25 protein-coding genes are annotated in these 16,448 nt (G+C 73.9%); 21 read left to right on the top strand and 4 right to left on the bottom strand.

What is annotated here, in order from left to right; translation table 11 throughout:
- Positions 1-70 precede the first annotated feature (70 nt).
- Positions 71-628: a phosphatase PAP2 family protein gene (locus tag Actkin_RS08800; protein WP_258906636.1), complete on the top strand. Its 558-nt coding sequence runs from the start codon at positions 71-73 to the stop codon at positions 626-628.
- 117 nt (positions 629-745) lie between these two features.
- Positions 746-907 (top strand): hypothetical protein, encoded by a 162-nt coding sequence (locus Actkin_RS08795; protein WP_189213173.1) that lies wholly within the window; start codon positions 746-748, stop codon positions 905-907.
- Here the strand turns inward: Actkin_RS08795 and zapE are convergent.
- On the bottom strand, positions 904-1,920 hold the full coding sequence (zapE, locus tag Actkin_RS08790) for a cell division protein ZapE (RefSeq protein WP_189213174.1): 1,017 nt from the start codon (positions 1,918-1,920) through the stop codon (positions 904-906). The two genes, Actkin_RS08795 and zapE, sit on opposite strands and share 4 nt — an antisense overlap.
- An 87-nt stretch (positions 1,921-2,007) precedes the next feature.
- Between zapE and Actkin_RS08785 the strand changes: the two genes are divergently transcribed.
- From Actkin_RS08785 to Actkin_RS08735, 11 genes are all read left to right on the top strand, one after another.
- On the top strand, positions 2,008-2,724 hold the full coding sequence (locus Actkin_RS08785; protein ID WP_258906635.1) for a pyrimidine reductase family protein: 717 nt from the start codon (positions 2,008-2,010) through the stop codon (positions 2,722-2,724).
- A gap of 2 nt (positions 2,725-2,726) precedes the next feature.
- Entirely contained in the window at positions 2,727-3,254 is a 528-nt protein-coding gene (locus Actkin_RS08780; protein WP_396122980.1) for an RNA polymerase sigma factor, read from the top strand.
- The gene (locus tag Actkin_RS08775) at positions 3,251-3,781 is read left to right on the top strand and encodes a hypothetical protein (RefSeq protein WP_258906633.1); all 531 of its coding nucleotides are present in this window, start codon (positions 3,251-3,253) and stop codon (positions 3,779-3,781) included. Before Actkin_RS08780 ends, Actkin_RS08775 begins: the two co-directional genes overlap by 4 nt.
- Positions 3,782-3,884: 103 nt before the next feature.
- Positions 3,885-4,379: an Asp23/Gls24 family envelope stress response protein gene (locus Actkin_RS08770; protein WP_258906632.1), complete on the top strand. Its 495-nt coding sequence runs from the start codon at positions 3,885-3,887 to the stop codon at positions 4,377-4,379.
- Positions 4,379-4,654 (top strand): hypothetical protein, encoded by a 276-nt coding sequence (locus Actkin_RS08765; RefSeq protein ID WP_258906631.1) that lies wholly within the window; start codon positions 4,379-4,381, stop codon positions 4,652-4,654. The genes Actkin_RS08770 and Actkin_RS08765 overlap by 1 nt, the downstream gene beginning before the upstream one ends.
- Positions 4,651-4,878 (top strand): hypothetical protein, encoded by a 228-nt coding sequence (locus tag Actkin_RS08760; protein ID WP_189213180.1) that lies wholly within the window; start codon positions 4,651-4,653, stop codon positions 4,876-4,878. The genes Actkin_RS08765 and Actkin_RS08760 overlap by 4 nt, the downstream gene beginning before the upstream one ends.
- A 16-nt stretch (positions 4,879-4,894) precedes the next feature.
- Complete coding sequence (locus tag Actkin_RS08755) at positions 4,895-5,074, top strand: hypothetical protein (RefSeq protein WP_189213181.1); 180 nt, start codon at positions 4,895-4,897, stop codon at positions 5,072-5,074.
- On the top strand, positions 5,071-5,406 hold the full coding sequence (locus Actkin_RS08750; protein ID WP_258906630.1) for an Asp23/Gls24 family envelope stress response protein: 336 nt from the start codon (positions 5,071-5,073) through the stop codon (positions 5,404-5,406). The genes Actkin_RS08755 and Actkin_RS08750 overlap by 4 nt, the downstream gene beginning before the upstream one ends.
- A gap of 3 nt (positions 5,407-5,409) precedes the next feature.
- Positions 5,410-5,946 carry a DUF6286 domain-containing protein gene (locus Actkin_RS08745; protein WP_258906629.1) on the top strand — a complete coding sequence of 179 codons (537 nt, stop codon included), beginning with the start codon at positions 5,410-5,412 and terminating at the stop codon, positions 5,944-5,946.
- Positions 5,947-6,076: 130 nt separating this feature from the next.
- Positions 6,077-6,658, top strand: a complete 582-nt coding sequence (locus Actkin_RS08740) for an alkaline shock response membrane anchor protein AmaP (protein WP_258906628.1) — start codon at positions 6,077-6,079, stop codon at positions 6,656-6,658.
- Between the two features lie 9 nt (positions 6,659-6,667).
- Positions 6,668-7,768: an ATP-dependent DNA ligase gene (locus tag Actkin_RS08735; RefSeq protein ID WP_396122950.1), complete on the top strand. Its 1,101-nt coding sequence runs from the start codon at positions 6,668-6,670 to the stop codon at positions 7,766-7,768.
- On the opposite strand, the gene Actkin_RS08730 is transcribed toward Actkin_RS08735, so the two are convergent.
- Positions 7,765-8,481 carry an EamA family transporter gene (locus Actkin_RS08730; protein WP_373292458.1) on the bottom strand — a complete coding sequence of 239 codons (717 nt, stop codon included), beginning with the start codon at positions 8,479-8,481 and terminating at the stop codon, positions 7,765-7,767. The genes Actkin_RS08735 and Actkin_RS08730 overlap by 4 nt on opposite strands.
- A 1,133-nt stretch (positions 8,482-9,614) precedes the next feature.
- Between Actkin_RS08730 and Actkin_RS08725 the strand changes: the two genes are divergently transcribed.
- The gene (locus Actkin_RS08725; protein WP_189213186.1) at positions 9,615-10,943 is read left to right on the top strand and encodes an alpha/beta fold hydrolase; all 1,329 of its coding nucleotides are present in this window, start codon (positions 9,615-9,617) and stop codon (positions 10,941-10,943) included.
- Between the two features lie 25 nt (positions 10,944-10,968).
- Here Actkin_RS08725 and Actkin_RS08720 read toward each other — a convergent pair whose 3' ends face one another.
- Both Actkin_RS08720 and ligD read right to left on the bottom strand, forming a co-directional pair.
- Positions 10,969-11,172 (bottom strand): DUF8847 domain-containing protein, encoded by a 204-nt coding sequence (locus tag Actkin_RS08720; RefSeq protein ID WP_189213187.1) that lies wholly within the window; start codon positions 11,170-11,172, stop codon positions 10,969-10,971.
- Between the two features lie 105 nt (positions 11,173-11,277).
- Positions 11,278-12,321 (bottom strand): non-homologous end-joining DNA ligase, encoded by a 1,044-nt coding sequence (ligD, locus tag Actkin_RS08715; protein WP_189213188.1) that lies wholly within the window; start codon positions 12,319-12,321, stop codon positions 11,278-11,280.
- 116 nt (positions 12,322-12,437) lie between these two features.
- On the opposite strand from ligD, the gene Actkin_RS08710 reads away from it, so the two are divergent.
- From Actkin_RS08710 to Actkin_RS08680, 7 genes are all read left to right on the top strand, one after another.
- On the top strand, positions 12,438-12,728 hold the full coding sequence (locus Actkin_RS08710; protein ID WP_189213189.1) for a hypothetical protein: 291 nt from the start codon (positions 12,438-12,440) through the stop codon (positions 12,726-12,728).
- A gap of 10 nt (positions 12,729-12,738) precedes the next feature.
- A complete protein-coding gene (gene msrB, locus Actkin_RS08705) occupies positions 12,739-13,164 on the top strand; it encodes a peptide-methionine (R)-S-oxide reductase MsrB (RefSeq protein WP_189213190.1) in 426 nt (141 codons plus the stop codon).
- A 26-nt stretch (positions 13,165-13,190) separates the two neighbouring features.
- The gene (locus Actkin_RS08700) at positions 13,191-13,493 is read left to right on the top strand and encodes a type II toxin-antitoxin system Phd/YefM family antitoxin (RefSeq protein WP_258906626.1); all 303 of its coding nucleotides are present in this window, start codon (positions 13,191-13,193) and stop codon (positions 13,491-13,493) included.
- Positions 13,494-13,907, top strand: a complete 414-nt coding sequence (locus tag Actkin_RS08695) for a type II toxin-antitoxin system VapC family toxin (RefSeq protein ID WP_189213191.1) — start codon at positions 13,494-13,496, stop codon at positions 13,905-13,907.
- A 255-nt stretch (positions 13,908-14,162) separates the two neighbouring features.
- Positions 14,163-15,062, top strand: a complete 900-nt coding sequence (locus Actkin_RS08690) for a TIGR04222 domain-containing membrane protein (protein WP_189213192.1) — start codon at positions 14,163-14,165, stop codon at positions 15,060-15,062.
- 28 nt (positions 15,063-15,090) lie between these two features.
- Positions 15,091-15,891, top strand: coding sequence for an MbnB/TglH/ChrH family RiPP precursor modification enzyme (locus Actkin_RS08685; protein WP_258906625.1), 801 nt, complete (start codon positions 15,091-15,093; stop codon positions 15,889-15,891).
- A complete protein-coding gene (locus Actkin_RS08680; RefSeq protein WP_258906623.1) occupies positions 15,888-16,211 on the top strand; it encodes an SCO6045 C-terminal-like domain-containing protein in 324 nt (107 codons plus the stop codon). Before Actkin_RS08685 ends, Actkin_RS08680 begins: the two co-directional genes overlap by 4 nt.
- Positions 16,212-16,448 lie beyond the last annotated feature (237 nt).

The following is a 16,448-nucleotide window of genomic DNA, read 5'->3' as shown; positions in this document are numbered from 1 at the left end:
CTCCAGTTAACTGGATGTCCAGGGTTCGACCGGCTCCACCGAGGCCCCGGCCGTCGGCCACACTGCACCCATGCTCATCTGGGCACTGGCCTGCGCCGTCGCGGCCGTCGTGCTGGGGATCGCCGTGGGCGAGGGCCCCACGGCCGTCGACACCTGGATCGCCGCGCGCCTCGGCGGGCCGTCGGCGCTGTGGGACACGCTCAGCCTCACCACGCACCCGGTCGCCACGCTGTCCGTCATCGCCGCGACGGTCGTCCTGGCCCGCCGCCGCCTTTCGGTCGCGCTGATGGCGGCGGCGGGCCCCGCGATCGCGGTCGCGCTCAACACCTGGGCGCTCAAGCCCGCGTTCGGCCGCGTCCACGGCGACCACCTCGCCTATCCGAGCGGCCACACCACCGCCCTCGCGGCCATCCTCGCCGTGCTGGTCATCGCCGCGGGGCCGAGGTGGATCGCGGTCGCCCTCCCGCTGATCGCCGTCGCGGGCACGGCGATCGTCGGCATGGGATACCACTACGCGACCGACATCCTCGGCGGCGCGCTCTGGGCGTCGGCGGTCGTCACCTTCCTGTGGGGGACGCTCGCGCGACGGCCCCGCGAGCGCGATGCCACGGAAAACGCCGCTGCGTAGCCGTTTCACCCGGGCGGATCACCCGACGTAGCTACCGGACCACGCTGCGCCGTTACCCGAGCGAGGGCGTACCGTGCGTAACCTGGGCTCAGGACGATCAACGGCGGAAGGACGGCGGTGACCGACACACCCATCTACGACCAGGTCCGACGCGAACTCACCGAACGCGGCGAACCCGAACGGGCCGGTGCGCGGGCCCGCGAGGACGGGTCGGGCGTGTCGGTGTGGGCGCTCATCGACGAGCACAAGAGCCGCGAGGGCCGCCGCCGCAGGCCCTAGGCGGCGACGGCGTCCCGGGACAGCGCGACCAGGCGGCTCACCGCGCGCAGGTACTTCTTGCGGTAGCCGCCGCGCAGCATCTCGGGGGTGAACAGCTCCGAGACCGGCGCGCCGGACACCACGACCGGGACGGCCCGGTCGTAGAGCCGGTCGGCGAAGGCGACCACCCGCAGCGCCACGTCCTGGCCCGAGAGCGGCAGCACGCCGCGCAGGTGCACGGCGGCCACGCCGTCGACCAGCCGCCCGTACTTCGACGGGTGCAGCCGGGCCAGGTGCGCGCACAGCGCGTCGAAGTCGTCCAGAGTGGACCCGGGCAGCGCGGCGGCCCTGGCCGCCAGCTCGGCGTCGGACACCGGGTCGGGCGCGTCGGGCAGGCCGCGGTGGCGGTAGTCGGGGCCGTCGACCCGGACGACGTCGAAGCGCGCGGAGAGCGCCTGGATCTCGCGCAGGAAGTCGTCGGCGGCGAAGCGGCCCTCGCCCAGCTTGTCCGGCAGGGTGTTGGACGTCGCCGCGACGGCCACGCCCGCGTCGGTCAGCTCGGCCAGCAGCCGGGTCACGAGCATGGTGTCGCCCGGGTCGTCCAGCTCGAACTCGTCGATGGCCAGCAGCCGGTGCCCGCTGAGCCGCCGGACCGTCTCGGCGAAGCCGAGCGCGCCCACCAGGTGGGTCAGCTCGACGAACGTGCCGTACGCCTTCGGGCCGGGCGCCGCGTGCCACAGCGAGGCCAGCAGGTGGGTCTTGCCGACGCCGAACCCGCCGTCGAGGTAGAGGCCCGGCTTGCCGCGCTCCTCGCGGCCGAACAGCCGCTGGATGAGCGAGCGGGGCGCGGGCGCGCCCACCCGTGCGGCGAACGCCCGGCCCTCGGCGACCGCGGCCGCCTGGCTGGGCTCGTCCGGGTTGGGCAGGTAGGTGTCGAACGAGACCGCGCCGAAGCGAGGCGGCGGGGTCAGCGCGGCGACGAGCTCCTCGGGCGCGAGCACGGGCTCGCGGTCGGCGAGGCGGGACGGCGGCATGCGGGCAGCGTAGCGGCGTGCTGGGATGGACCGGTGCACAAGCTGTGGCCGCTCCCCCCTGTTTCCCCAGGTCAGCCCCCTCCCGATGTGGTGGACGACACCGCGCTGGAAGATCTCTACGACTACCCGCCCGACCTGACCGCGCCGTTCGTGCAGGTCAACTTCGTCGCCAGCGCCGACGGCGGCGCGGAGCTGTCGGGCAAGTCCGTCGGCCTGTCCAGCCCGGGCGACCGCAGGATCCTCGCCCTCGGCCGCGACCTCGCCGACGTGGTGCTCGTCGGCTGGGGCACCGCGCACGCGGAGGGCTACCGCGGCATCAAGCGCAGGGAGCTGCGCGACCGGCGCCGGTCGGCGCGCGGGCTCGGCGAGGTCCCCCCGATCGCGGTGGTCAGCGGCCGCTGCTCCGTCCCGCCGGACTCCCCGCTGATCACCGACACGCTCGTCCCGCCGATCGTCATCACCGCAGAGTCGGCCGACGCCGAGCGCAGGCGGGCGCTGGCCGCCGCGGGCGCCGAGGTCGTCGTCGCCGGGCACGACCAGGTCGACCCGGCGGCCGCCATCGCCGCGCTGGGCGAGCGCGGCCTGAACCGCGTGTGCTGCGAGGGCGGGCCGGAGCTCTTCGGCGCGCTCGTCGCCGCCGACCTCGTCGACCAGCTCAACCTGACCGTCTCGCCGATGCTCGCCGGTGGCGGCCCCAGCCGCATCGCCGTCGGCACCCGGCCGCACCTGCCCACCCGGCTGCGCCTGGAGTCCCTGCTGGTCGAGGACGGCTTCCTGATGCTGCGGTATCGCCGGGGGCAGTGACAGTGTCGGACGAGGCGCTGGCCGCGCGCGCCGCACAGGGCGACGCGGCCGCGTTCGACGCGCTCGTGCGCGCCCACACCGACCGGATGTACCGGGTCGCCCTGCGCGTGTGCGGGGACCCGGCCGACGCCGAGGACGTCGTGCAGGACGCCTGGATCGCCGCGTGGCGGGGCCTGTCCGGCTTCCGCGGCGAGGCGAAGGTGTCCACCTGGCTCTACCGGGTGGTGAGCAACACCGCCGTCGCCCATCTGCGCCGCCGCAGGCCGACCGCGTCGCTGACCGGGGTCGAGGTCGTCGACCAGGGGCCGACGCCGGAGGGCCAGGCGCTGCTGCGGGAGCGGGCCGCCGCCGTGCACCGGGCGATCGCCGGGCTGGAGCCCGGCCAGCGCGTGCCGCTCGTGCTGCGCGAGTTCGAGGGGCTGAGCTACGCCGAGGTCGCCGAGGTGCTGGGGGTGGAGGTCACGGTCTTGCACCGCAGGCTGCACCGGGCGAGGGTGGCCCTGTTGGCGAAGCTGAGGGAGCTGCGATGACCGCCATGCCCTGCGGGCGCCGGAGCGAGGACCTGCTGCGCCTGGCCGCCGACGGCCCCGCCACCGACCCCGACCTGGCCCGCCACGCCCGCGCCTGCCCGCACTGCGGCCCCGAACTCGCCCGTCTCGACGGCCACTGGGACGACGTGCGCGCCGCGGCGGCCACTCCGCCGCCCGCCCCGCCCGGGCTCGCCGAGCGCATGGTCGACGTGCTGCGCGGCGTGCGCGGGACGGGCGGGACCTATCACGGCGTCGCCGAGGGCGTCCGGGTCGCCGACCACGTCGTGGTGATGGTCGTGCGCCGCGTCGCCGCCGACGCGGTCGCGGGCCTCGGGCACGTGCGCGCGGTGCGCACCGAGGCCGACACGATCCACATCGGACTCGCCGTGCGCTACGGCGTCGCGGCGGACGCGCTGGCCGAGCGGGTCCGCGCGAGTGTCCTCGCCGGACTGGCCGAGCGGGTCGGGCCGGTGGCGACCGGGGTCGACGTCCGGGTCGTCGACGTGGTTCCTCCCCCGATCGGGTGACTTGCCGGGAGATCCGCGCATGCGGTGGCATCACAAGGGGTGCGGACGGCGGAACCGGCCGGCCGCAGAGATCTCTCCAACGCCGTAGAGGGAGCCGCCGACCATGGCACAGCCCAGCACCACATCCGACACCCCGGCGACCGAGTCCGCCGGGTCCGTCCCCAGCACCCGTGCGGGCGGCGTGCCCGCACGCCTGGGCGACGAGCAGTCCCAGGGCAAGACCACCATCGCCTCCGGCGTCGTGCAGAAGATCGCGGGCATGGCCGCCCGCGAGGTGTCCGGCGTGCACGCGATGGGCGGGGGCGTCTCCCGTGCCTTCGGCGCGATCCGCGAGCGCATCCCGGGCGCGGGGACGGTGTCCACCTCCGGCGTCGCCGTCGAGGTGGGCGAGAAGCAGGCCGCGATCGACCTCGACCTGGTCGTCGAGTACGGCGCCGGGATCGTCGAGCTGGCCCGCGCCGTGCGCCGCAATGTGATCACCGCGGTGGAGCGGATGACGGGCCTCGAGGTGATCGAGGTCAACATCTCCGTCAACGACATCCACCTGCCCGACGACAACGGCACCGGGGACGAGGCGGCGCAGGCCCGGGTCGAGTGATGTCCGACATCGCCGACCGGCTCGCCGCCGCGGTGCTCGCGCACCCGGCGGTGGTGCGGCTCGACGGCGGTCCGTTCGGGACCGTCGCGACCGCGCTGCCCGGGCGGCGCGTCGTCGGGGTCGGGGTGGATGCGCGGGGCGGGGTCGAGGTGGCGGTCGTGCTGACCGCCGACCGGCCCATCCCCGCCGTCACCGCCGAACTGCGCGAGCTGGTGCGCGGTGTCGCGGGCGGCGTGCCGGTCGACGTGCACGTGTCCGACGTGGAGGCACGGTGACCTGGCGCGCGGAGTACCGGGAGTTCATCAGGCGCAACCACCCGGACCGAGGGGGCGACCCGGAGGCGTTCGCCGCCGGGCTCGCCGAGCTGCGGGCGCGCCGCGACGCCCGCTTCGACGCCCCGGTCGTCGGGGGCGCCGACCCGCCGCGCGGGGTGCGCGGCGCCGCGCGCCGGGTGCGCCGCTGGTACACGCGGCGCTTCCGCAAGCCCAGGGTTCGCTGATCCGCAAAGGGGAATCATGAACGCCACCCAGACCGGCATCATCGCCGGTCTCATCCTCGGCCTCGCGGCCACCCAGGGTTTCATCGCCTTCCTGGTGACCCTGGCCGTCGGGTTCGTCGGCCTGGTGATCGGCAGGGTGATCGACGGCGAGCTCGACCTGTCCGACGTGTTCGCGGGCCGGGGCAAGGACAAGTGAGCCCGGAGGACCGCGGCACGCTCACCATCGCCCCGTCCGTCGTGCGGCGGGTCGCCGAGCGGGCCGCGGACAGCACCCCCGGCGCCGCCCGCACGGCGGGCACGCTCGGCATGGGGCGGCACGGGGCGGCGGCCGACGTCGACGGCGACGGCCCCCAGGTGCGCCTGCGCGTCGAACTCGCCCTGCGCTACCCCGCCGAGCTGCGGTCCGTGGCCGCCGCGGTCCGGGCCAGGGTCGCCGACGAGGTGGAGCGCGTCACCGGCTATCAGGTGCGCCGTGTCGAGGTCGTGGTCACCGGCCTGGTGGCGCCGACAGGGAAGCGGGTGGAGTGAGCCGTGCGCGTGGTCGTGAGGATCGTGGCGGTGCTGCTGGCCCTGGCCATCGCCACGGCGGGCGCCCTGCTGGCGCTGGAGGTGGGCTGGCGGTGGCTGCGTCCGGACGCGGGCCCGCTGGTCGTGCCGTGGCCGCGGTGGCGGGCTGAGCTGAGCACGCTGACCTGGGAGAGCACGCCGGTCCGGGTGACGGCCCTGATCACCGCGGTCGCGGGCCTGCTCCTGCTGGTGGCCGCGCTGGCCACGGGCAGGCGGGACGTGGCGCTGCTGGACCCGGCGCCGGGGGTGACGGTGCGGACCTCGCCGCGGTCGCTGGCCCGCATCGTCGGGACGCGGGTGCGCGCCCAGGACGACGTCTCCGGCGCGACGGTCAGCGCGTCCCGGCGGAAGGTGCGGGTGCGGGCGTCGAGCGCGATCGAGCCGGAGTCGGCGCTGCGGCCGCGGCTGACCGGCGTCGTCGGCGAGGTGCTCGCGGATCTTCCGCTGGCCCGCACGCCCCGCGTCAGCGTCGTCGTCGACTCACCGAGGGACCGCTCATGAACCCGCTCGTGTGCTGGGGCTGCCAACCGCGTCTGAGGGGAACGGGACGCGGGCCAGCCACGGAAACCCCCGCAGCCTGCGGCTGCCTGCCCAACGTGCCCACCATGGTTGATTCCGGGGAGGCGGACCGATGACGCCGTCGCTGCGTGCCGTGGCCCGCTCCTACCGCGCCGAACGCGGCCTGACCGGCGTCGTCGGCCTGCTCGCCCTGCTCGCCGGGGCCCTCGCCCTGGTCGTCGGCGCGGGCTGGCTCGGCCGGTTCCGGGCGGCCCGGCCGGTGCTGGACCCGGTCGCGCTGGACACCGTCGCGGCGTGGCCGGAGGTGGCCAGGATCGCCGCCATCGCCGCGGGTCTGCTGCTGCTCGTCCTGGGCATCTGGCTCGCCGCGCGGGCGCTGCGGCCGGAGGCGCACCCGGACCTGCACCTCGACGACGCCCTGACCGTCACCTCCGGCGCGCTCTCCTCGGCCATCGCCGCCGACGCCGAGCAGGTGGCCGGGGTCGACCGGGCCAAGGCGGCCGTGGTCGGCGAGCGGGACGCGCCCGCCCTGCGGCTGAGCCTGTGGCTGACCGAGGGCGCCGACGTCAAGGCGGTGTGGCAGGAGCTGGACGACTCGGTGCTGCGCCGGGCCCGCGACTCACTCGGCGTCGACGCCCTGCCGACGGCCGTGCGCGTGGAGTTGGGCGCGGCGCGGCGGACACGCGTGCGCTGATCAGGCAGGATGGGGCGCGTGGCCCTTCCGCTGACCCCGCCGGTCCAACCGATGCTGGCCAAGGCCGTGCCGTCCATCCCGGACGGGGACGACCTGGTCTTCGAGCCCAAGTACGACGGCTTCCGCTGTCTGGCCTTCCGCGACGGGGACGAGGTGTTCCTGCAGTCGCGGTCGGGCAAGCCGCTCAACCGGTACTTCCCGGAGGCGGAGGCCGCGCTGCGGGCTGCGCTGCCGGAGCGGGCGGTCGTCGACGGCGAGCTGATCGTCGACATCGACGGCAGACTGGACTTCGACCGGCTGGCCGAGCGCATCCACCCGGCGGCGAGCCGGGTCGCGCTGCTGTCGGAGACCACGCCGTCGCGCTACATCGCCTTCGACATCCTGGCCCTGGGCGACGACGTGCTGCTGGAGATTGCGACGGTGCGGCGCAGGGAGATCCTGGAGGGCGCGCTGACCCTCGGCGAGCGCGTGCACCTGACCCCGGTGACCCGCTCGGCCGACCTGGCCCGCCGCTGGTTCGAGATCTTCGAGGGCGCGGGCCTCGACGGCGTGATGGGCAAGCCCGCGGACGGCGAGTACACCCCGAACAAGCGCACGCTGCTGAAGTTCAAGCACTCGCGCACGGCGGACTGCGTGGTCGCGGGCCTGCGCTGGTACAAGGACACCGAGCCGGGCGAGGCCGTCGGGTCGCTGATGCTGGGGCTCTACGACCACGAGGGTCACCTGCACCACGTCGGCGTGGTCGGCTCGTTCCCGGCGGCGCGCCGCCGCGAGCTGGCCGCCGAGATGGCCCCGCTGATCCCCGGCGGCCGGGAGAACCACCCGTGGGCCGCCGCCGACGCCGACCACGACGCGCTGCGGATGCCGGGCGCGGTCAGCCGGTGGCGCACGACCGAGCAGCCGTGGGTGCCGCTGCGGCTGGAGCAGGTGGTCGAGGTCGCCTACGAGCACACCGAGGGCGGCTACCCCGGGCGGTTCCGGCACACCGCGCAGTTCCGCCGCTGGCGCCCCGACCGCGAGCCCGCGTCGTGCACGTACGAGCAGTTGGAGGAGCCCGCCCGCTACGACCTGGACGCGGTGCTGCGGGGCGAGGTCAAGGAGCGGTCCTAGCCCGCCCGGGTGACGCCGACGGACGCGGCCACGACCAGGCAGACCGCCACCCACTGGACGGGGTGCAGCAGCTCGTTCAGCACGACCATGCCCGCGATCGCGGCCACGGCGGGCTCGATGCTCATCAGCACGCCGAACACCCTCGGCGGGATCCGGCGCAGCGCCTGCAGCTCCAGCGAGTACGGGATCACCGACGACAGCAGCGCCACGGCCAGCCCGGCCAGCAGCACGGTCGGCGAGAGCAGCGCCGAGCCCGCGTCGGCCACCCCGAACGGCACGGCGACGACCGCGCCGATGGCCATGCCGAGCGCCAGCCCGCCCCCGCCGCTGGTCCGGCTCCCCATGCGGTGGCTGAGCAGGATGTACCCGGCCCAGCAGACACCCGCCCCGGCGGCGAGCAGCACCCCGACGATGTCGACGTCCCCGCCTGCCCGCGCGAGCAACACGACCCCGGCGGCCGCCATCAGCGCCCAGACGACGTCGAGCACCCGCCGAGACCCCACGAGCGCGACGGCCAGGGGCCCGAGGAACTCGATGGTCACCGCGACCCCGAGCGGGATGCGCGCGATCGCCAGGTAGATCAACAGGTTCATGGAGGCCAACACAAGCCCGTAGGCGACGACGACCCCCAACGCCTCCCGCTTGACGCGCGGCCGCCACAACAACAGCAGAATGCCCGCCGCGAACACCAACCGCAGCGTCACGACCCCCATCGGCCCAGCACTGGCGAACAACGTCTTGGCGACCGCCCCACCAACCTGGACGCTGATAACCCCCAGCAACACCTGAACGGTGGGCGGCACAGACCCCACAAGCCGCGGCACCCCCGAGACGACCCCCCACCACCGTCCCGACCGCCCCAACCACTCCGCACGCGCCATGACCACGGAAACATCCTACGTATGGGGTGGGAGAAGTCCTACTGGGCCTGTCCTCGGCTGCGCTGGTTCACGCGCGCTCAGGCCCGGCGTGGACAGGAGGGATGCATGCGGCCCGCTTGCCCACGAGGAGAAGTGCAGAGGGATCGGCGATGCCCCCTCACACCGCGCCATCACCGATCCCCGGAGCGAGCAGCCGCCTCAGTCCGGCAACTCACCAGCCAACGCGGCCCGCTCGCCCAGCACACCCCCGCAACGGGCTCGACGCCCGCCAGCCGGACTCGATCTCCCGCCACCACCTTCGCCCCGCCACCACACCCGACCTCCCGCCACCACACTCGCCCCCACCGCACTCGACTCCCACCAGCACTCACCTGCCACCGCACCGGACCAGCCATCACACTCGTCCCGCCACCGCCCCCGGCCACCACATCCGACCCCGGCCATCACAACCAGCCCCACCACCCCCCAGCCACCACACCCAACCCCTGGTCACCACACCCGACCCCGGTCATCACCCCCAGCCCCACCACCACCCCGACCTCCCACCACCCCGACCTCCCGCCACCACGCCCACCCCACCGCCTGACCTGACCTCATCACCGGCTCGGCTACGCCCGTGGCCTCAGCCCGGCCTCCCCCGCCAGCCCGAGAGCCCTGTCCCCCGCCAGCCCGAATTCCCGTCCCCTCCCCCTCACCACCAGCCGCCGCGGGGGCGCGGTTGCCATTGCCCCCGTTCACCCGGTCCTCACCGGGGGGATGGCAGGGTGGCGGCAGTGTCGGGAGGTGGGTGCTTGAGGCGTCTGGTCGCCTGCGTGATGGTGGCGGCGTTCACGGTTTCGTGCACCGCCGGGCCGTCCAGCAGGCCCGCCATCGTCGTTCGGGGTGGGGATACGTTCGCGCCGCCTTCCGCTGAGGTGCCGGGGCCTGCCGGGGTGCCGCCGTTGGGGAAGCCGGGTGCCGGGTCCGTGCGGTGGAACGAGTGCGGGCCCGAGATCGGGGAGCGGTTGGGCGAGTTGGCGTTGCCGCAGGACCTGGAGATCGCCTGCGGGCGGGTCAACGGCGTCCTCGACTCCCCCTACGCCCCCGGGCGCGGCACCATGCGGATGCAGGTGTTGCGGGCGGGCAGCGGGGAGATCCCCATCGCCGTGTTCAACGACATCGACGGCCTCCCCGGCACCCTCTACGCCGCCCAGTTGGCCGCGCGGATGCCGAAGGAGTTCCTCGCCGCCTTCTCCCTCGTCGGCGTCGACCGTCGGGGTACGGGCAACTCCGACGCCGTGCGCTGTGTGCCCTCCGACGTGCGCCAGGACCTTCTCGGCGCGGACCCGCGCGCGCTGGAGGTCACCGACTGGATCGACCTGGCGCGCAGCGCCGGGCAGAACTGCTCGATCGCGCTGGAGTCGCGGCTGCCCGCGCTGGACACCTGGCGCACGGCGGCCGACGCCGAGGCGGTGCGGGTCGGGTTGGGGATGGAGCACCTGCACGCCATCGGGCACGGCGAGGGCTCGCGCGTGCTGTCGGTGTTCGCCGAGCGCTACCCCGACCGCGTCGGGCGGATGGTCCTGGACGGACACCCCGACCCCGACGAGGACGCCCGCGTCGTCGTCACCGGCGTCGCGGCCGGGGCCGAGGCCACGCTGGACGCCTTCGCCGAGGACTGCGCCGCCCGCTCGTGCCCGCTGGAGCCGGGCGCGCGGGAGGTCGTCTCCGAGGTCCTGACCGGCCCGGGCGCCGGGATCCTGCTGCGCGCGGTCCTGCACGGCCTGCGCGACCGCGCCGACTGGCCCGAGCTGGCCACCGCGATCGCCGAGGCCCGCGACGGCTCCTACGTCGCCCTGGGCGGGTTCGTCGACCAGGTCGCCGCCGACACCGGGGACCTGCCCGCCACGTTCGACGGCACGCTGGTCGTCCGGTGCAACGACACCAAGTCCCGCCTGGCGACCGAGCAGATCGAGCAGACCACGCGCGAACTGCACGACCGCTATCCGGTCTTCGGCGCACTCTCTGCCCAGTGGTTGGCGCTGTGCGGGCCGTGGCCGGTGTCGTCGAAGCCGGTGCCGCAGGCGACCGCCAAGACGGCCCCGCCGATCGTCCTGCTGTCGACCGCGGCCGACCCCGTCACGCCCATGGAGGGCACCGAGCGCGCGTTGCAGCGCATGGCGACCGGGGTCGGGGTGGCCTGGCAGGGCTCAGGACACGGCGCGCTGGCGGTGTCGCCGTGCGCGACGGAGGCGGCGACGGCGTTCCTGCGCGACGGCACGGTCCCGCGCGACGGCACGGTCTGCCCGCCCTGACCCGGGCGTTCCACTCTGGACCGGGTCAGCCGCTGGCGCTGTCCTCGCGCAACCGGTACTCGCAGCCGAGTTCGACCGCGTAGGACAGGTCGTAGTGGTGGACGATCTTGGGTCCTTCGTGCAGGTGCACGTGGGTGACCGTCTCCCGGGGCTCGGTCGGCGCGGTCAGCGTGTCGACCCGCCCGTCGAGGGGCCCGCCGACGTAGCGCACCAGATAGGGGTCGGTCACGTCGAGCCTCCTCTCCTCCGAGATCGAGTGTAGGCACGGCGACCGACTTTTTGCCTGCCTCCGTTTGCCGGAAGTGTCCTGTATTCGACCGGATGGAGCAGCCGGTCAGTCGTCCCGGGCCCGCGAGGGCTGCACGCGCTTGGGCTCGCCCGCCATCTTCGGGTACTCCGGCGGGTACGGCAGGTCGCCCTCGCCGCGGTCGCGCTCGTCACGCTCGAACATCTCTAGCAGCCGCTCCAGGCCGAACGCGTGCTCGTTGACCGGCGCGTGCAGGTCGCCGACCTCGGCGAACCGGGCGGGCATCGTCAGCACGGAGAAGTCCTCGGGGCGCGCGTCGGCGAGTTCGTCCCAGGTCAGCGGCGCGGACACGAGCGCGCGCCTGGTCGGGCGGACGGAGTAGGCCGATGCGATCGTGCGGTCGCGGGCCATCTGGTTGTAGTCGAGGAAGATGCGCTCGCCGCGCTCCTCCTTCCACCACTTCGTGGTGATCCGGTCGGGCCTGCGCCGCTCCAACTCCCGGCCGAACGCGATCACCGCCCGCCGCGCCTCCACGAACGTCCAGCGCGGCTCGATGGGCACGTAGAGATGCACCCCGCGGCCGCCGGAGGTCTTGGGGAACCCCTGCATCCCGAGTTCGTCGAGCAGCGCGCGGGCCTCGTGGGCCATCGCCACGGCGTCGGCGAAGTCGGTCCCCGGCTGCGGGTCGAGGTCGATGCGCAACTGGTCGGGGTGGTCGACGTCGGCCCTGCGGACGGGCCAGGGGTGGAAGGTCAGCGTGCCGAGGTTGGCCGCCCAGGCGACGACGGCCAGTTCGGTGGGGCAGACCTCGTCGGCGTGGCGGCCGCTGGGGAAGGCGATGCGCGCGGTCTCGACGTAGTCGGGGGCGCCTTTGGGGACGCGCTTCTGGTAGAAGGCGTCGCCGCGGTTGTCGGCGCGGGTGGAGAGCTTGGCGCCCTCGAACACCCCGCCCGGCCAGCGCTCCAGGGTCGTCGGCCGCTCGCGCAGCGCGCCCAGGATGCCGTCGCCGACCGAGAGGAAGTACGTGACGATGTCGCGCTTGGTGAGGTTCAGTTCCGCGAAGTACGGTTTGTCCGGGTTGGACACGCGCACCGCGCGGCCGTCGACGGTGATCTCCTCGGCTGCTGCCACCCCGGCAGACTACCGTCGCCGGGGCCGCAGAGCCGGTCCGCGGACGTGCTCGTCCGCGCCGGGAAACCGTCGCTCGGGCGACGACATCCGCGGCCCCGGCGGGCTACCGTGAACCCATGGCCCCGGACGAACCGCACGACCGGTTCAACGACGACCTCATCGGGCTCGACCGCGACGACCCCGAGGCGCAGGCCTTCGCCGAGCACCTGGACCGACTGGAGCGCGTGCGCCCCGGCTACACCGTCGAGGGCTACCTCGGCGGCGTCTCCGACTTCGCCGACTCGGCCAACCGGCTCGGCGGCCACTACCGGCTGATGGCGGCCATCGTGGCCATCCTGATCCTGCTGGGTGTGGCCATCGCCGCGTGGGACGCCGTCGTGTTCATCGTGACGACCCTGCTGGGCTAGCGTGGAGGGCATGGAACCGGTCGTCGGCGCCACCCCCGCGGTCGTCAAGTCCGAGGAACAGTGGCGCGCCGAGCTCAACCCCGCCGAGTACCGCGTCCTGCGCGAGGCGGGCACCGAACCCGCCTGGACGGGCGAGTACACCGAAACCAAGACCACCGGGGTCTACCACTGCCGGGCGTGCGGGGCGGAGCTGTTCCGCAGCGAGACGAAGTTCGACTCCCACTGCGGCTGGCCGTCGTTCTTCTCGCCACTGGCGGGCGACCGCGTCATCCTGCGCGAGGACCGCTCGCACGGGATGGTGCGCACCGAGGTCCTGTGCGCGACGTGCCACAGCCACCTGGGCCACGTCTTCGAGGGCGAGGGCTACCCGACCCCCACCGACCAGCGCTACTGCATCAACTCCATCTCCCTGCGGCTGGTCCCCGACGAGGCGTAGGTCACACATGTGGTAACATGTGGGCCATGTCTGCTTCCGCCGACAAGGAAACCGCCCGCCCCACCGTGGGGATGCGCGAGTTGTCCCACCACACGGCCCGGGTTCTCGGGCTGGTCAAGGCGGGGGAAACCGTCGAGATCACCGAACGCGGCAAGACGATCGCCCGCATCGTCCCGGCCGCCGACGACCGCTACGCCCAACTGGTCGCGGCCGGGCTGATCCGCCAGGCGCAGGAGCCGTTCAGCGTGGCCGATCTGCCCGAGCCGGTGCCGAACCTGACCGACCGGACCACCGACGAGTGGTTGGACGAACTCCGCGGAGACCGCTGAATGCCGACGCTGATCTACTTCGACACCTCGGCATTGGCCAAGCTGTTCGTCGCCGAACAGGAGTCGCCGGATCTGCGTCACTGGCTCACGGGTCGGCCGGAACCGCGCCTGGTGTCGTCGGCGCTGCTCGGCGTGGAGCTGATCCGGCTCCTGGGCAGGACGAACCCCAGCGCGGTCCCGGTCGCTGAGCGCTTCCTGGTCAAGAAGGTGGACCTGGTCGAGATCACGCCGCCCGTGCTCGCCGACGCGACCACCCTGCCGCCGCCCAGGCTCGGGACCCTGGACGCGATCCACCTGGCCACGGCGATGGACGTCGCCGACAGCGTCGACTGCATGGTCACCTACGACAAGGTGCTCGCCGACGCGGCGCGGTTGGCCGGAATGGCCGTATCCTCGCCGGGTGCCCCGACCTGAGGCGCGTGCCGCTCACGCGATCTTCGCGCGGTCCGTTTCCCGGCAACGGCAAGCCTAAATCCTGCCCAGGGCTTCCCTAAGTCTTGCTCAAGCTGTCTTGTGCCCGCCATCACACCCCCAGAGCATGGTCCTGCCCGGTCGATCCTGATCGGACAGCCGGAAAGTATGGATGGGCGGTGTGGTCCGTGTCGTGACCAGCGGCGGCGAGAGCCACCCGGGCGCGTAGGGGACCGCCTGCCCGGCAAGGGGGACGCAATGGAACCGTGGGGCATTTCCGGGCCCGACTTCTTGCGGATCTACCTGGTCGGTTTCGTGTTCGTGCTGCTGTTCGCCGCGGCGGTGCGGATCGCGATCAGGGCGGGGACGCCGGTGGGCCGGTCGACGGCGGGGTTGATCAGCGCCGACCAGCTCTCCGTGCACGAACTGGCGTATCTGGCCGGGGGGCCGAGGCGGGTGGTGGAGACCGCGGTGGCCCGACTGCTGGATCTCGGCAAGCTGAAGGCGAGCCGCAACGGGACGGTCCGGGTGGTGGCGGGGGCCACGGCGACGGACATGGTCGACCGGGCGGTCCTGACGGATGCGAAGAGGTACTCGAACCGAACCGTGGGCCTGCTGGTCGACCGGGTCGGCCGCGACGACACGGTGCGCGCCGTGCGGACGTCGCTGGCCGTCAAGGGGCTGCTGGTCGACGGGGGCGCCATGCGGGCGCGGCTCGCCGCGGTTCCCGCGCTGGTGCTCCTCGTGGTGGGCGTGGCTCGGTGGGTCAACGGCATCTCGAAGGGCTACCCGGTCGGCTGGCTCACCGTGGGGCTGATCGTGACCGCGGTGGTCACCGTCGCGCTCTACCGGGCGCCGCTGTCCGAGCGCACCTACGCCGGTGAGCGGGTGCTGGGCCAGGCGAGGGGGAAGTCACGGCCCGGCGCGGGCACCGAGGCCGCGCTGCTCGGCGGGGCCACGACGGCCGTGCTGTTCGCGGGCCTGACCGCCTACCCGGACCCGGAGATCAGCACGGCGCTGGCCGCCACCCGCGCGAGCGGCGCGGGCTTGGGGTCCAGCGGGTCGTCGGGATACGCGTGCTCGGGCGCCTCATCGTGCTCGGGCGGGGGCAGCAGCAGCTGCGGGGGAGGCGGCTGCGGCGGCGGAGGCGGCGGCTGACGCGCGAAGCGGGGGCATGATGGACGCCATGGGACCTGTGGGGGTGGGCATCGGCTGGCGGTCGGAGATCGATCTGACGGTCGAACGGCTGCCGGGAGTCGATTTCGTGGAGGTCGTCGCGGAGAACATCCACCGCGGCGAGCTCCCCGACTCCCTGCGGGTGCTCCGGTCCCGTGGCGTCCCCGTGCTCCCGCACGCCGTCTCGCTGTCGCTGGGCGGGGCCGACCCGGTGGACACCGCCCGGGTCGAGCACCTCGCCGAGGTCGCCGCCATGGTCGACGCGCCGCTGGTGAGCGACCACGTGTGCTTCGTGCGTGCGGGCGGGCTGGACTCCGGACACCTGATGCCGGTCCCCCGCACCCGCGCCGCGCTGGCCGTGCTCACCGAGAATGTCGTTGCGGCGCAATCGATCCTGGGCGTCCCGCTGGCGCTGGAGAACATCGCCGCGCTGCTGGAGTGGCCGGACGCGGAACTGACCGAGGCCCAGTTCCTCACCGAGCTGGCCGAGCGCACCGAGTGCCTGCTGCTGCTCGACGTGGCCAACATGTGGGCCAACGCCCGCAACCTCGGGCACGACATCGACGCCCTGCTCGACGGCCTCCCCCTGGAGCGCGTCGCCTACGTCCACGTCGCGGGCGGCTACGAGCACGACGGCGTCTACCACGACTCGCACGCCCACCCGGTCCCGCAGGAGGTCTTCGACCTGCTCGCCGACCTCTGCGCCCGCCGCAAACCCCCGGGCGTCCTGCTCGAACGCGACGACCACTACCCGGCCGACGAGGACTTCGCCGCAGAACTCGCCGTGATCCGCGCGGTGCTCGCCCCATGACCCCCGACCCGCGCGCGGACCTCGCCCGCAGGCAGGCGGACCTCCTGCGCGCCGTGCTCGCCGACGGCCCACCCCCACCAGGCTTCGACGAACGCATGCTGGCCATCGAGGCCACCGCCCTCCTGGCCAAACGCCGCCGGGTGAACGCCATCGTCGACCCGGACACCGCGGCCGAACTCGGCGACCGCTACCGCGAACTCTTCGACACCTGGGCCAAGGCCCACCCCCGCCCCGCGGGCACCCGCGCCCGGGCCGACGCCGCCGCCTTCCGCGAATGGGCACTACCGGCAAAACGCCGGCGATGGTGGCAGCGCCGATAAGCCGGAACGCCCCAGCTATCGCGCTCCCCAAGCAGACGCCGCCGCCTTCCGGGAATGGGCACTACCGGCAAAACGCCGTCGATGGTGGCAGCGCCGATAAGCCGGAACGCCCCAGTTATCGCGCTCCCCGAGCAGACACCAACACCGTCGGTGGGGGCGCCGAAAGCCGCACTCCTGCCGTGCTCCCCCAGCAGGCGCCCCCGAACGCCCGCAACGGGCGGTAGAGCCCGGAACGCC

Origin of the sequence: Actinokineospora sp. UTMC 2448 (assembly GCF_024760565.1) — a bacterium.
Lineage (GTDB): Bacteria > Actinomycetota > Actinomycetes > Mycobacteriales > Pseudonocardiaceae > Actinokineospora > Actinokineospora fastidiosa.
This window is presented reverse-complemented; position numbering and strand designations above follow the sequence as displayed.